The 14381-nt window shown below is 62.4% G+C and carries 15 protein-coding genes and 1 pseudogene; 11 read left to right on the top strand and 5 right to left on the bottom strand.

Features of this window, described 5'->3' with window-relative positions; genetic code table 11:
- The first annotated feature begins 12 nt into the window (after nucleotides 1–12).
- From BKP54_RS22660 to trmD, 4 genes are all read left to right on the top strand, one after another.
- Nucleotides 13–348 (top strand): chorismate mutase, encoded by a 336-nt coding sequence (locus BKP54_RS22660; protein ID WP_025425175.1) that lies wholly within the window; start codon nucleotides 13–15, stop codon nucleotides 346–348.
- Nucleotides 349–385: 37 nt separating this feature from the next.
- Nucleotides 386–760 (top strand): 30S ribosomal protein S16, encoded by a 375-nt coding sequence (gene rpsP / locus BKP54_RS22655; protein ID WP_025425174.1) that lies wholly within the window; start codon nucleotides 386–388, stop codon nucleotides 758–760.
- 92 nt (nucleotides 761–852) lie between these two features.
- Nucleotides 853–1413, top strand: a complete 561-nt coding sequence (gene rimM, locus BKP54_RS22650; protein ID WP_025425173.1) for a ribosome maturation factor RimM — start codon at nucleotides 853–855, stop codon at nucleotides 1411–1413.
- A gap of 11 nt (nucleotides 1414–1424) precedes the next feature.
- Entirely contained in the window at nucleotides 1425–2117 is a 693-nt protein-coding gene (gene trmD / locus BKP54_RS22645) for a tRNA (guanosine(37)-N1)-methyltransferase TrmD (RefSeq protein ID WP_025425172.1), read from the top strand.
- On the opposite strand, the gene BKP54_RS22640 is transcribed toward trmD, so the two are convergent.
- A complete protein-coding gene (locus BKP54_RS22640) occupies nucleotides 2099–2845 on the bottom strand; it encodes a sulfite exporter TauE/SafE family protein (protein ID WP_025425171.1) in 747 nt (248 codons plus the stop codon). The two genes, trmD and BKP54_RS22640, sit on opposite strands and share 19 nt — an antisense overlap.
- A 327-nt stretch (nucleotides 2846–3172) precedes the next feature.
- On the opposite strand from BKP54_RS22640, the gene rplS reads away from it, so the two are divergent.
- The 5 genes and pseudogenes from rplS (at nucleotide 3173) to BKP54_RS22615 (ending at nucleotide 7943) form a co-directional block, all read left to right on the top strand.
- Nucleotides 3173–3715, top strand: a complete 543-nt coding sequence (gene rplS / locus BKP54_RS22635; RefSeq protein ID WP_025425170.1) for a 50S ribosomal protein L19 — start codon at nucleotides 3173–3175, stop codon at nucleotides 3713–3715.
- Between the two features lie 127 nt (nucleotides 3716–3842).
- Nucleotides 3843–4652, top strand: coding sequence for a transporter substrate-binding domain-containing protein (locus BKP54_RS22630; RefSeq protein WP_025425169.1), 810 nt, complete (start codon nucleotides 3843–3845; stop codon nucleotides 4650–4652).
- Between the two features lie 9 nt (nucleotides 4653–4661).
- Nucleotides 4662–5482 (top strand): annotated as a pseudogene (locus tag BKP54_RS22625) (amino acid ABC transporter permease).
- 244 nt (nucleotides 5483–5726) lie between these two features.
- The gene (leuC, locus tag BKP54_RS22620) at nucleotides 5727–7136 is read left to right on the top strand and encodes a 3-isopropylmalate dehydratase large subunit (protein ID WP_025425167.1); all 1410 of its coding nucleotides are present in this window, start codon (nucleotides 5727–5729) and stop codon (nucleotides 7134–7136) included.
- Between the two features lie 270 nt (nucleotides 7137–7406).
- The gene (locus tag BKP54_RS22615) at nucleotides 7407–7943 is read left to right on the top strand and encodes a histidine phosphatase family protein (RefSeq protein ID WP_025425166.1); all 537 of its coding nucleotides are present in this window, start codon (nucleotides 7407–7409) and stop codon (nucleotides 7941–7943) included.
- Between the two features lie 25 nt (nucleotides 7944–7968).
- On the opposite strand, the gene BKP54_RS22610 is transcribed toward BKP54_RS22615, so the two are convergent.
- The 3 genes from BKP54_RS22610 to BKP54_RS22600 form a co-directional block, all read right to left on the bottom strand.
- On the bottom strand, nucleotides 7969–9093 hold the full coding sequence (locus tag BKP54_RS22610; protein ID WP_025425165.1) for a GNAT family N-acetyltransferase: 1125 nt from the start codon (nucleotides 9091–9093) through the stop codon (nucleotides 7969–7971).
- A 66-nt stretch (nucleotides 9094–9159) separates the two neighbouring features.
- Nucleotides 9160–9810: a DUF6875 domain-containing protein gene (locus BKP54_RS22605; RefSeq protein WP_128090482.1), complete on the bottom strand. Its 651-nt coding sequence runs from the start codon at nucleotides 9808–9810 to the stop codon at nucleotides 9160–9162.
- 156 nt (nucleotides 9811–9966) lie between these two features.
- The gene (locus tag BKP54_RS22600; RefSeq protein ID WP_025425163.1) at nucleotides 9967–10515 is read right to left on the bottom strand and encodes a L,D-transpeptidase family protein; all 549 of its coding nucleotides are present in this window, start codon (nucleotides 10513–10515) and stop codon (nucleotides 9967–9969) included.
- A 143-nt stretch (nucleotides 10516–10658) separates the two neighbouring features.
- Between BKP54_RS22600 and BKP54_RS22595 the strand changes: the two genes are divergently transcribed.
- Both BKP54_RS22595 and BKP54_RS22590 read left to right on the top strand, forming a co-directional pair.
- Entirely contained in the window at nucleotides 10659–11342 is a 684-nt protein-coding gene (locus BKP54_RS22595) for a response regulator transcription factor (protein ID WP_025425162.1), read from the top strand.
- A gap of 114 nt (nucleotides 11343–11456) precedes the next feature.
- Nucleotides 11457–11912, top strand: a complete 456-nt coding sequence (locus BKP54_RS22590; protein ID WP_025425161.1) for a cyclic nucleotide-binding domain-containing protein — start codon at nucleotides 11457–11459, stop codon at nucleotides 11910–11912.
- Between the two features lie 39 nt (nucleotides 11913–11951).
- Here BKP54_RS22590 and BKP54_RS22585 read toward each other — a convergent pair whose 3' ends face one another.
- Nucleotides 11952–14126, bottom strand: a complete 2175-nt coding sequence (locus tag BKP54_RS22585; protein WP_084815008.1) for a TonB-dependent siderophore receptor — start codon at nucleotides 14124–14126, stop codon at nucleotides 11952–11954.
- Between the last annotated feature and the right edge of the window lie 255 nt (nucleotides 14127–14381).

Raw genomic sequence — 14381 nt, 5'->3', positions numbered from 1 at the left:
GATCGGTGAGAGATGATTGATCCCGAAATCAAAAAGGAATTGGCGGGTTACCGGCAGTCGATCGACAACATCGATGCCGCGCTCGTCCACATGCTGGCCGAACGGTTCCGCTGCACCCAGGCGGTCGGCGTTCTCAAGGCCAAGCACAATCTGCCGCCGGCCGATGCGGCGCGCGAAGAATACCAGATCGAACGTCTTCGCCACCTGGCGAAGGATGCCAATCTGGATCCGGATTTCGCCGAGAAGTTCCTGAACTTCATCATCAAGGAAGTCATCCGGCATCATGAAGCCATCGCCGCCGATCGCACGCATTCCGCGGGCACCGTCGGCACCACCCATTCCGCTTGAACGAAGCGGTCAAGAAAGCCTGCAAGGAGTTACTCAAATGGCACTGAAAATTCGTCTCGCCCGTGGCGGTTCCAAGAAGCGTCCTTACTACCAGATCGTCGTTGCCGACGCCCGCAGCCCGCGTGACGGCCGCTTCCTCGAGAAGATCGGTTCCTGGAACCCGATGCTCGGCAAGGACGACGAAAAGCGCGTCGAGCTGAACGCCGAGCGCATCAGCCACTGGATCGCCCAGGGCGCCCAGCCGACCGACCGCGTCATGCGCTTCCTCGACCAGGCCGGTATCGCTCAGCGTCCGGCTCGCAGCAACCCGAACAAGGGTCTGCCGGGCAAGAAGGCTCAGGAGCGCGCTGCTGAAGCCAAGCAGAAGGCCGAAGACGCCGCTGCTGCCGCTGCCGAAGGTGCCGCGGAATAATATCCGGCAAACGGATGAAGGAGACGGGCGGCATTTCCATGCCGCCCGTTTTCCGTTATGTGCACCCTGAAATCCCCAAACGGATACGGATGATGAGCAAACTCGAAAACCCGGTTCTGATGGCGACTGTCGGCGCGGCGCAAGGTTTGCGCGGCGAGGTCAGGGTCAAGTCTTTCACCGACGACCCGACGGCACTCGGCGATTATGGCCATCTCCATAGCGCCGATGGGCGCGTGTTCGAGGTGCTGGAAATCCGCGAGGCCAAGAACGTGGTCGTCGTCCGCTTTCGCGGCGTCAACGACCGCACGGCCGCCGAGGCGCTGAATGGCCTCGAACTGTTCGTCGATCGCGACAATCTGCCCGACGACGATCTCGACGAAGACGAATTCTTCTATGCCGACCTCGAGGGCCTCGAGGCCATCGACGGCAGCGGCAAGAGCTACGGCACCGTGACGGGCGTGTTCGATTTCGGCGCGGGCGACCTGCTGGAGCTCAAGGGGCCGGGCAAGCGCCCCGTGCTCATTCCCTTTACTGAATGGTCCGTTCTGGAGATCGATTTGGAAGGCGGCAAGCTGCTGGTCGATCCGCTGGCCGCCGGCCTCATCGACGACAAGGACGAGCCCGGCAGCCCGTTTTCGGCCAAGCGCAAGTGAGCGCCAAGGCAATGTCCTTCCGCGCAACGGTTCTCACGCTCTATCCCGAAATGTTTCCCGGCCATCTCGGCGCCTCGCTCTCCGGCCGGGCGCTGGAGCGCGGCCAATGGTCGATCGATGCCGTGCAGATCCGTGACTTTGCGGAGGACAAGCACCGGACCGTCGACGATACGCCGGCCGGCGGCGGCGCCGGCATGGTGCTGAGGCCCGACGTCCTCGCCCGTGCGATCGACGCGGTGTCGCAGGACGATCATCGCCCGCGGCTGCTGATGAGCCCGCGCGGTAGGCCCTTGACGCAGAAGCGCGTGCGCGAACTTGCCGACGGTCCCGGCGTGGTCATCGTCTGCGGGCGGTTCGAAGGTGTCGACCAGCGCGTCATCGACGGGCGCGCGCTCGAGGAAGTGTCGATCGGCGACTATATCCTCTCGGGCGGCGAGCCGGCAGCGCTGACGCTGCTCGATGCCGTCGTGCGCATCCTGCCCGGGGTGATGGGCAACGAGCTGTCGGGCGTTCACGAAAGCTTCGAAGGCGGGTTGCTGGAGCATCCGCACTATACCCGTCCGCAGGTCTTCGAGGGCAGGGAGATCCCGGCCGTGCTGACCTCGGGCAATCACGGCGCCATCGCCAAGTGGCGCGAGGCGGAAGCCCGTCGGCTGACCGAGGCGCGTCGGCCGGACCTGCTTCCTCAACCCGTGAAGAAGTAATAGGCGGCGAGCAGCAAGCCGACCGCGACGACCAAGGCGCGGATCACCGCCTGCGGCACGCGCCGTGCCGCCCAGACGCCGAGATAACCGCCGAGGGCGGCACCGGGAACCATGATCGCCGCATGCAGCCACGACACGACCCCGCCGGCGGCGAAGACCACGATGGCGATGGTGGCGATGACGATCGAGATGAAGTTCTTCAGCGCATTCAGGCGGTGATAGCCGCCACCGGTGGCAAGTCCCAACACCGCCAGCATCATGATGCCCATGCCGGCGCCGAAGAAGCCGCCATAGATCGAGGTTGCGAACTGGCTGACGACACCGGCCGGGCTGATCGCATGCTCGTCGATGCGGGCCTTGGGCTTCAGGAGCGGCCCGGCGGCGAAGATCGCCGTCGCGGCGATCAGCAGCCAGGGGACGAGCGCACGAAACGAGGCGTTCGACAGGGAGATCAGCAACACCGCGCCGGCAAGTCCGCCGACCGCCGAAATGACGCCAAGCAGGATCGCCTGGCGGCGGTCCGCGCGGATCTCCTTGGCATAGGCAAGGGTCGAGGTGATATAGCCGGGAAGCTGGATGATCGACGACGTGGCATTGGCGACAATCGGCGGCAACCCGCCAAGGGTCATGGCGCCGAAGGTGAGGAAGGTTCCGCCACCGGCAATCGCATTGACCACGCCCGACAGGAAACCGGCGACGAAAAGCAGAAGTACTTCGAAGAAATGCATGGTCTCCCCCATCGCCCCCAGCTCGGCATAGCCCGCGGGCTTTGCAGCCGCAAGCCCGCGATTGAATGCATTTCAATGCGCGTTATTTCGAAATCTCTGATAGAATTCGCGCCGAACGCCTCCATGGCCCGGAAAATATGGCTTGCGGGGATGACAAGCGGGTTTTCTTCGTGTAAGTGCCGCCCCGGTTCGGGTTGTTTGCCCGTCGACCACCAACAAAGAATGGTGAATCCGCTCCTGCCGGGGTCCGGCAACATCTGAAGGTACGTCCGACAGGTCGATCGAGAGCGCTCTGGCTGTTTCAGAAGAACTTGAAAGGTTAACCCGATGAACATCATCCAGCAGCTGGAAGCCGAACAGGCCGCCAAGATTGCCGCCAAGCGCACGCTCCCCGATTTCTCCGCAGGCGACACGCTGCGCGTCAACGTCCGCGTTGTCGAAGGCACGCGTACCCGCGTTCAGGCCTATGAAGGCGTTTGCATCGCTCGTTCGGGCGGCGGCATCAACGAAAGCTTCACCGTTCGCAAGATCTCCTACGGCGAAGGCGTTGAGCGCGTATTCCCGGTTTACTCGCCGCTCGTCGAGAGCGTTGAAGTGGTTCGCCGCGGTAAGGTCCGTCGCGCCAAGCTCTACTACCTGCGCGATCGTCGCGGCAAGTCGGCTCGTATCGTTGAAAACACCGGTACGCGCGCCCGCAAGCTGAACGACGCCGAGCGCCAGGCCGTTGTCGAGGAAAAGGCACGGATCGAAGCTGAAAAGATCGCAGCAGCTCAGGCTCTTGCAGCCGAAAAGGCAGCAGCCGAAGCCGCAGAAGCCAAGGCAGCAGCAGAAGCCGCCGAAGCCAAGGCAGCTGAAGCCGCAGCGGAATAAGATTTCAATCCTTTGGGATTGTAGGGAAGGCGGCCTCGGGCCGCCTTTCTTTTTTGGTACTATGCGCTTGTCTTTTCTTAGCAATCCGTGACATTTTTCGCTGCCACACTTTTCGGGAGCTCTTCCAATGACAATCCGTCGCCATGTGCTTGCGGGCATCGCAGCCGCACTTGCCGTTCCATTTGCTTTTTCTGCACCGGCTTTCGCCAGCGACCTGCCGGATCTCGGTGGCAAGACGGTTGTCGTCGTCACGGAAAATGCCTACCCGCCGCTGCAGTTCGTCGATCCGAAGACCGGTGAGGCGATCGGCTGGGAATATGATGCGATGAACGAGATCGCCAAGCGTCTGAACTTCAAGGTCGAGTACCAGAACACCAGCTGGGACGCGATGATCCAGGCTGTTCACGACGGCCAGTACCAGATCGGCATGACCGGCATTACCATCAAGGACGACCGCAAGGAGAAGGTCGACTTCTCCGATCCGTACATGCGCTCGCAGCAGTTCATGCTGGTGCGCGGCGACGAGAACCGCTTCAACGACGGCAAGAGCTTCGGCGCCTTCGCCGACGGTCTGGTCGGCGCACAGCCGGGCACCTCGCCGTTCTACACCGCCGTCTACGAAATGCTCGATGGCAACGAGCAGAACCCGCGCATCAAGCTGTTCGAAACCTTCGGTGCCACCGTGCAGGCGCTCAAGGCCGGCGACGTCGACGTCGTCCTGACCGACAGCGTTGCCGCCAAGGGGTATGTCGATTCGTCCGAAGGCAAGCTGAAGGTCGTCGGCGGCCCGCTCGGCACCGAGGATTTCGGCTTCATCTATCCCAAGGGTTCGGACCTGGTCGGCCCGGTGAACGCCGCGATCAAGGCGCTGAAGGAAGATGGAACCTTCGACGCCTTGGATAAGAAGTGGTTCCTCGACTACAAGATGGGCGGCTGATCGCAGGCCATGGCCTCCCCACAATCGACTGATAAGTCCGGAAAGGGCGACTATCCCTGGTGGCTGGTCGCCCTTCTGGTGATTGCCGTGGCGCTCGCCGCTGTTATCGTCACCAATGACATCTACACCGAAGTCTTCAACGTCGTCCTCAAGGGCATTGGCGTCACCATTTTCGTGACCCTGATGGGCTTCGTGCTGGCGACGACGCTCGGTCTCGGCATTGCGCTGATGGCGCTGTCGGAGCACGCGGCACTTCGCCAGATCGCACGCTTCTACACCGAGGTCATCCGCGGCGTGCCGATCCTCGTCCTGTTGTTCTACATCGCCTTCGTCGCGCGCCGACGCTCGTCACGGTCGCCAACTTCATCACCGCGCCGCTGATATCGGCCGGCTGGATGGAGCCGGTGGTGGTGCGCGACATCTCGCTGATGTGGCGGGCGATCATGGCGCTGATGATCGGCTATTCCGCCTTCATCGCCGAAGTCTTTCGGGCCGGCATCCTCTCGGTCGACAAGGGTCAGGTCGAGGCAGCCAAGGCGCTGGGCCTGACGCGCTACCAGCGGTTTCGCCTGGTGATCTTCCCGCAGGCGATCCGCGTGATCCTGCCGCCGCTCGGCAACGACTTCGTCGCCATGGTCAAGGACTCCTCGCTGGTCTCGGTGCTCGGCGTCGCCGACATCACCCAGATGGGCAAGGTCTACGCCTCCGGTTCCTTTCGCTTCTTCGAGACCTATTCGATCGTTGCCTATGTCTATCTCGTCCTGACCATTGGCCTGTCGCTGGGCTTGCGGGGGATCGAGCGGCGGTTGCGGCGCGCCGAGCAGCGTTGAGGCTGCTTCCACCGATTGCCGAAGTGTCAAAAAAATTGATATGTACGGCCTCATGGAATCCAAGTTCGGATGTCGAGAGCAAAAAATCGTCGTGCTGCAGGACCACAAGCGTCTGCCGGCACGCTTTTTTGCGCGCGTATCCGGGGCGCTGACAAGCCTCCTATCCTGATCCCTTGATCAGTGTTTCCGGCTGCCTTGCTGCCGGCTTTTCCCTTACTTCTGAAAATTCGATGGATATATCGCCATGAGCGCACCGCGTACTCTCTATGACAAGATCTGGGACGACCATCTGGTCAACAGCCAGGACGATGGCACCTGTCTTCTCTACATCGATCGTCATCTCGTTCATGAGGTGACGAGCCCGCAGGCTTTCGAGGGCCTGCGCATGGCTGGCCGCAAGGTCCGCGCTCCGGAAAAGACGCTCGCCGTCGTCGACCACAACGTGCCGACCTCACCTGATCGCCATCTCGGCATCAAGAACGAGGAGAGCCGCATCCAGGTCGAGGCGCTCGCCACGAACGCAGCCGAGTTCGGTGTCGAATACTACTCGGAAAACGACAAGCGCCAGGGCATCGTGCACATCGTCGGCCCGGAGCAGGGCTTCACGCTGCCGGGCATGACCATCGTTTGCGGCGACAGCCACACCTCGACGCATGGTGCCTTCGGCGCGCTGGCGCATGGCATCGGCACGTCGGAAGTCGAGCACGTGCTTGCGACCCAGACGCTGATCCAGCAGAAGGCCAAGAACATGCTGGTGCGCGTCGACGGCCAGCTGCCGCCAGGTGTGACCGCCAAGGACATCATCCTTGCCATCATCGGTGAGATCGGTACCGCCGGTGGCACCGGACACGTCATCGAGTTTGCCGGCGAAGCGATCCGCTCGCTGTCGATGGAAGGCCGCATGACCATCTGCAACATGACGATCGAAGGCGGTGCCCGCGCCGGCCTGATCGCGCCCGACGAAACGACCTTCGAATACATCAAGGACAAGCCGCGCGCGCCGAAGGGCAAGGCCTGGGAAATGGCGCTTGACTATTGGAAGACGCTGCACACCGACGAAGGCGCGCATTACGATCGCGTCGTCGTGCTCGACGCTGCCGATCTGCCGCCGATCGTCTCCTGGGGTTCGTCGCCTGAGGACGTCATCTCGGTTCAGGGCATCGTCCCGAACCCGGACGAGATCCCGGAAGAAAACAAGCGCACCTCCAAGTGGCGCGCGCTTGACTACATGGGCCTGAAGCCCGGCACCAAGATCACTGACATCGCCATCGACCGCGTCTTCATCGGCTCGTGCACCAACGGCCGCATCGAGGATCTGCGCGCCGTTGCCGCTGTCGTCGAAGGCCGCAAGGTTGCGCCGACCGTTTCGGCGATGATTGTTCCGGGCTCCGGCCTCGTCAAGGAGCAGGCGGAAGCCGAAGGCCTCGACAAGATCTTCCGGGAAGCGGGCTTCGACTGGCGCGAGCCGGGCTGCTCGATGTGCCTGGCGATGAACGACGACCGGCTGAAGCCGGGCGAGCGCTGTGCCTCGACCTCCAACCGTAACTTCGAAGGCCGCCAGGGCTTCAAGGGACGCACACATCTGGTATCGCCGGCAATGGCGGCGGCCGCAGCGGTCGCCGGACATTTCGTCGACATTCGTGAGTGGAAGTAAGCTGGCGCGAGTGGAAATAAGCCGGTTCCTGAGCTTTCCGGCGTTGATGGCCGCCCTTCGGGGCGGCCTTTTTTGTGGTTCACTCCTACAGCGTCTTTGCGCGTCAGATATGAGGCGCAAAGGACGCTGTAGCGCATTAAACCTGCTGCATAATTTCCTCCTTAAATCGATTCCGATTTAAGGAATTATGCAGTACGGGGACAAAACGTCGAAGCGATGCCAGAATGGACCTGACGGAGTAGATCGTACTTCGCTGCGAAGGAGGACGTGATGGCCGGGGATCGCGGGGCGAAAACATACCGCCTGATGCTGTTGCGCCATGCCAAGTCCGCATGGCCGGACGGCGTGCCGGATCACGACCGGCCGCTCGGCGAGCGCGGCCGCAAGGCGGCGCCACTGATCGGCGCAGATATGAAGCGCAAAGGGCTGATCCCGGGGCTCGCGATCGTTTCCACTGCGCGACGTGCGCGGGAAACCTGGGCGCTGGTTCGGGATAACCTGCCGCCGCCAATCCCCACCCGTGAGACGCGCGACATCTACGAAGTTGGGGCACCCGCCATTCTGGCGACCATTCGCGCCGTTGACCCTGATATCCGTAACCTGCTTGTCGTTGGCCACAATCCGGGCATGGAGGAACTTGCGCATCTGCTGGCCGGATCGGGCAGGCAGGAGGCGCTCGCGCGCATGCGGGAGAAGTTTCCGACAGCGGCGCTTGCCGTACTCGCGTTCGACGGCTCCAGTTGGGAGGACCTGGCATCGGGCCGGTGCCGTCTCATCGATTTCGTCACGCCGCGCCAACTCGCCTGAGGCCGCGCCGGCTTGCCTGATTGGATCAGATCTTGTGTTTTGCCAGCCTGCGCACAAGGGCGGACGGAAGGCGCTTTGCCAAGACCTTGGCCGCCGGTTGCAGCCGCGCCATGACAAGCTCGCGCAGCAGCCAGCCGCGCCAGGAGAACGCGAAAGCATAGTCGCTGACGGCAACCAGCCCGTCGGCGTGCTGCATCTTGTAGCCATCCGCTGGCGCCAGCAGGTCGAAGACACGGCTGCCGCGATCGGCGGCGGCCGCGAATGTCCGGTGGATCAGCAGCCGCCCGAGGCCCTCGCGGTCATAGCCAGGGTCGGTTGCCAGCACGTGTCCGAAGGTGTGGCCCTTGCAATCGAAGGACAGATCGACGCCGATCGGCCGCCCATCGCAGGCGATCGTCGAGGCGCAGAGGCCGGCGCCGGGATCGCCGGCCAGGTCCTCGAAGAACGCTTGGAAGCGGCTGTCCATGACGGTCGGCGACAGGATCGCGTTTTCGAGCAGCCAGTTCTTCTTGATGGTGATGGCAGCGGCTGCGGCCGTTGCGGCTGTTGACCCCGGCTCCGGCTCGGTAAAGGTGATGTCGCCGTGCTCTCGCAGCCTTCGCAGCCGGCGCCGATAGTTCGAGCGCTCGCGTGCGGAATAGGCGATGCCGGGGCCATCGGCTGTCACCCGCCGTGACAGGCTTGCGAAAGGCGCCTGCACGTCGCCAGGCAAGGAGGCGCCGCTTGGGATCACCGATCCGCATAGGGCAGCATCCGCTCTTACCCGCCGTGCTTCGAAGAGATCGGCGCCGAGCGATGCGACGGCGTTCCAGCCGGCTTCGAGCAAGGCGTGTCTGTTCTCGCCGGCCTCGACGAGCACGTCGCCGAATTGGGTCACCGGCGCTCCCATGAAACCAAGCACATCAAAACCAAGCTTGCGCCGGCGCACCAGTGGCCAGAGGGTGACGAGACGCCCGTCGATACGACCGATGAGGATGCAGAGCTGCGTCTTTGGATCGAGATAGTGCCGCGCCCAGTGTCGCAGGAAGATATGACGCTGGAACACCTGCTGAGGCTCCGCCGTCCGCTCGAACAGGTCGTCCCATTCCTTGTGCAGGGCCTCGAAGCCTTCGAGACTTGTGACGCAACTGATTTGGAGATTGTCGCCCAAAAGCTGAGAGCTCGGAGTTATCTCAACTGCGTCGGCGATCGGCGACGTCGCTCGGCCGGGCATGGCTCAGCCGCTTCGGAAGTGATTGACGAGCCGCCGCGTTCCTCTGATCGGGAAACGGGCAAGATAGGCAACCATGAGGGCGGGGTGGAGAGCGGCGAACGGGGCATCGTTCTCGACCAGATGCCGGATCGCGAGAACCGGCATCGGCGAGCGCAGTGGTCGGAAGTCCGGGTTCCACAGGCCGCGATCCTCGGAGCCTGCATGCATCATGCCGATCATCCGGGCGCGGGCGAGTGAATAGAACCGATGCCGCCGCTGGATGCGCTTCAACATCGCGATCCCATCCGCATCGGCGCAGTCAGGAAAGCCAACGATCACCGTGCGGAAATGCTTCATCGCGGGTTTGCAGGGGATGGCTTCGAGTTCGCCGAATGCGCCACGGATGAGCGCAAAGACCGTGTCTTCGTCCTCGGCGCGCGCGTCAGAAATCGCCAACCGGACGGTATCGATCTTGGCGGCCTGGCGGGTAAAGGGGCAGACAGCGCCGGTTCGTCCGAGATCGGAATGGCCGGCCATCAGATAGGATTCGACCCAGTCGAGCAGCTGCGCAATGTCGGAACCTTGCGAGACGCCGTCCGCGCTATCACGAACCTCTTTTATCCCGAAGAACCGTCCGTCGGTCGCCGGTATCGCTTTGGCCGTCTTGGTCAGCATCGGCAGCACTCGTCCTGCAAATCTCGCTTGAGGCTACATAGACACCAGAGCTTGCGGAAGTGTTGATGGTTGTGGCCGGTGAGGTTTCTCGCGTGATCTATGCTTTCCGAATTCTTCTTTCGATCGCCGGTCATGCCTCATATTGCAGCGTCGACATTAGACAACTTTGACGACGGTGCCGCGACGCAGATGCGGGATCAGCCGGCGCATGGCGGCAAGGCTTATGGCGACGCAGCCCTCGGTCGGCTCGTATCCGGGGCGGATGAGGTGAAAGAATATTGCCGACCCGGCATAACGGCGCCGGCTGGTCAGGTTCCAGTCCATCACCAGGCAGATGTCGTAGAGCCTGTCCGTGCGCATCATGTCCTCGTGGCTCGGCGCGAAGGGCGCATTGGCTGGACGGTTGTAGCGGGCATGACTGGGAGCGTCGCACCAGAGCATGCCGTTACGCGTGGCCCGCATCGGCAGCGGCGTCGGCGGCAGCAGGATGCGGTCGCGCCTGACATAGCCGCCGATGAGTTTCATCGCGGCGCGCGGCGTGGCACCGTCGCCCTCGCGCTTGCGGCTGGTAATGCCGCTGCGGCCGATGGCCGCTTGCTCCGTGCGGCCATCGAAGGTAACCAGTGCACGCCTGCGATCAAGCGGGGCAGGCCGGACGGTGATGACGGATTTGACTGGCCTTCTTCCCGACGTTTTCTTGCGCATCTCTCTCACAGATTTTTGAATTGTCCGTGATTTGGCGGGCACCATAAGCACGGTTGCATATATAACGAGGTTCCAAAACCGGTTCGCTTGCCAACACGGGCATTTGAGCTAGTTTGAAACCGGAAGCAAACAGGAATTGTCCCATGGCGACCCGTACCATTCTTCTTGTCGACGACGACAATGACCTGCGCGAAACGTTGGTCGAACAGCTTTCGCTGTACGAGGAGTTCGATCTTCTTCAGGAAGCGACTGCCGGCAAGGGGATACAGGCGGCGCGCGCCCAGCAGGTCGATCTGCTGATCATGGATGTCGGTCTGCCCGACATGGACGGGCGCGAGGCGGTCAAGCTCTTGCGCAAGGGCGGCTTCAAGGCGCCGATCATCATGCTCACCGGTCATGACACGGATTCGGATACGATCCTCGGTCTGGAAGCCGGCGCGAACGACTATGTCACCAAGCCGTTCCGCTTCGCCGTCCTCCTCGCCCGTATCCGCGCGCAGCTGCGCCAGCACGAACAGAGCGAAGATGCGACCTTCAGTGTCGGTCCCTACACGTTCAAGCCGAGCCAGAAGCTGCTGACGCTCGAAAACGGCCAGAAGATCCGGCTGACCGAAAAGGAAGCGGCGATCATCCGCTATCTCTATCGCGCCGACCAGAAGGTGGTGACGCGCGACGTGCTGCTCGAAGAAGTCTGGGGTTACAATTCCGGCGTGACGACGCATACGCTCGAAACACATGTCTATCGGCTCCGCCAGAAAATCGAGCGAGACCCTTCCAATGCCGAGATTTTGGTGACAGAGAACGGCGGCTACAAGATCGTTCCGTGAGGCGGCGACGTCCGATGATTTCTCCGCACGTCAGCTGCTTCGGACTATTTGCATCGATTGCTATGCTCTTGGGTTTCGAACCCCGGAGCATCGTGATTCAGGGAGGTTAGCCGTTTGGCGCTCAACGACGACATCGTTCTTCTGTCCAATGTGCCGCTTTTTGCCGATATCAGCGAGGACAAGCTGAGGCTGATTGCCTTTGGCGCCGAACGTCGACGCGTGTTCAAAGGGCAGGAGCTGTTTCGCGAGGGCGCTCCGGCCGATTGCGCCTTTGCCATTGCCAGCGGCAGCCTCTCGCTTTCGAAAGCCAATGCCGACGGCGCGATGGAGGATGTCACCACCGTCGGCCGCGGCGCGCTTCTCTCGGAACTGGCGCTGATCTCGATGGTGGAACGCAAGTTTACCGCGACCGCGGACGAAGACAGCGAAGTGATCCGCATCAATCGCCCGCTGTTCCGGCGCATGCTGGAAGAATACCCGGAAGTTGCCGCCCTCGTGGAGGCGCGCATCCGCGAGAACCTGCAGGCGATGATCCGCCGCGCAGGCGCACTGGCCGGCCGTTTCGCCTGACGCACTCCCGATAGACGGTCGCACGCCAGGCGTTTTCACCTACCATTTGTACTTGAGCGTGCCGAGCACGGTGCGGCCCTGGCCGAAGTAGCAGTAACCGTCGGTGCAGACTTCTTCGCGCCGGTCGCCAATGTTGGTTGCGCTGACGGCCAGCGACAATCCGTTCAGATCGGGATTTTTCACGCCGAAATCATAGGCGATCGACGCGTCGAAGTAGACGGCGCCGCCGTTTTCCGCCGTATTGTCGTCGGAGGTGAAGGACTTGGAGGTGGCGCGGATACCGCCGCCAAGGCTGAGACCGGCGAGCTGCGTATCGTCTGGCACGAGGTAGTTCACCCAGAGGGATGCGATGTTGCGCGGCTTGGTCGAGGGCACGTTGCCGATCAGTGCGGGATTGACGTTCCCGGTGATCTCGGCGTCGTTGTAGGTGTAGGCGGCGATCAGGCTGAAGCCATTGTCGAATTCGCGTCGCGCCTCGACCTCGAAGCCCTTGGTGGTCACCTCGCCCGAAGATTTGTAGTAGTAGCCGACGGGCAGCGACGCGTCCGCGACATATTGCGGCGCCCCGGTTTCGACGATCCGGTAGACGGCGGCGCTCAGCGAATAGGCCTCGCCTTCCGGCTGGTATTTGATGCCCAGTTCGATCTGCTCGCCCGTCGTCGGATCCAAAACCGTACCATCTGCCGAGAGCTGCGTGCTCGGCACGAAGGACGTGCCGTAGCTGGCGTAGGGCGCAATATCGTTGTCGAAGAGGTAGAGCAGGCCCACCTGGCCGGTGACTTCACCGTCGTCCTTGCGGTCGACTGCACCGGTGTTCTTGTTGGTGCTCGTCTGGTCCACCCAGTCGTGGCGCAGGCCGGCGACGGCGCGCCAGTTGCCGAATTCCGCCTGGTCCTCAGCATAGATGCCGGTCTGGCGCAGATCGCGGCCACTGAAGCTGGTGAGCGCGGGCGTCGGGCCGGTGATGCCGAAGGTCGGATTGTCGAGGTCGAAGCGATAGGCCGGATCGCTGGCGCCAAAGCCGAGCCCGAAGTCTGACGTGATCCAGGTATAGTCGAGGCCGGTCAGCAGTGTGTGCGAGATGGCGCCGGTATCGAAGGTCGCCAGCAACTGGTTGTCGATCTGGTAGGCGCGCTGATTGTCGGTAATCGCGACCGGCGACCGCTCGTAGACATTGCCAGTTGCCGTGCCGAACTCGAGATAGCAGGCGTCCAAATCCATGTCGCTGACGCGGGCGTGCTGACGGAAGATCAGGCCATTGTCGAATTCGTGCTCGAGCTTGAAGCCAGCCTGATACTGCCGCACCTTCTGGTGATCGTATTCCGGATCGCTGTAGCGCAGCAGCTTGCCGCCATATTCGAACACCCGCGGGCTGGCATCGCTCTCGCCCTTCTGTCCGAGGCCGTAGACGGTCAGCGACGTTGCCTCGTCCGGCTTCCAGGTGAAGGAGGGCTGCAGCAGGTAGCGGTCGTCGGCAACGTCGTAGCTGGTTTCGCCGTTCCGCAGCAGACCGACGATACGATAGAGAAAGTCGCCTTCGGCGGTCGCCGGGCCGCCGAAATCGAAGGCCGTCTGGGCGCGGCCGATCGTGCCGTATTGAACTTCGACCTCGCGGTGCGTGTCGTCCTGCGGCATCTTGGAAATGCGGTTGACGATGCCGCCGACACCGGCGGCGCCGTACAGCACCGACACCGGTCCCTTGATGATCTCGATGCGGTCGAGACCGTAGATCTCGGTCGGGAAGGTGCCGTAGTTCATATAGGGCTGGCGCAGGCCGTCGCGGAAGTCGCCGGTTGTGGTCGTCTCGAAGCCGCGAATGTAGATCTGGTCGAAGCGCGGGTCGAAGCCGAAGGCGCCGGTGGTAACACCGGCGGCATAGCGGGTTGCCTGGATCATGTCCTGGGCGCCACGCTCCTCCAGTTCCTTGCGGGTGACGACGGAGACCGAGCGCGGGGTCTCGACCAGTGGCGTGTCGGTCTTCAGCGCCGTGATATTGCGCGACGGTGCGATGGTATCATTGTCCTCGGCGATGCTGGTGGCCGCCTGTGCGGCCGAAACCTCGATCTTCTGCAGCCGCGTCGTCTTCTCACTCGTGGCCGTCTGCGCGGTGGCGGAATTTGATAGCAGTCCGATCGTGATCGCGAGTAGTGCCGTTGTTGCCGAAAGGGAACGAAGCGAGGTGCGAACGGGTCTGTTCGGAAAAATCTTGCGCATGATCTGGCCCCTTTTGCGGGCGCACGAAAGCCCTCCGGACTGGCCCGGAGCGAAGCACCCGAAAATCAATGGAAACGACGGCTGCTTAGCCGCCGGAGGCGGTGTCCCCGCCGCTCGCAAAAAGGGATAATCGCTTCGAAAAACAGGATCAAGAAAAATATGAGATTTTTACTCATCTTTTCTTGATGCAGCTGATCGTGCTACAGCGCCGCGCGTCTTATTAGACGCGCGGCGCTGTAGCACTTTGAATGCTGC

The sequence above is a fragment of the Ensifer sp. 1H6 genome (assembly GCF_001976035.1).
Taxonomy (GTDB): Bacteria; Pseudomonadota; Alphaproteobacteria; order Rhizobiales; family Rhizobiaceae; genus Ensifer; species Ensifer canadensis.
The sequence above is the reverse complement of the archived record's forward strand: the minus strand, read 5'-3'. Positions and strand labels throughout refer to the sequence as shown.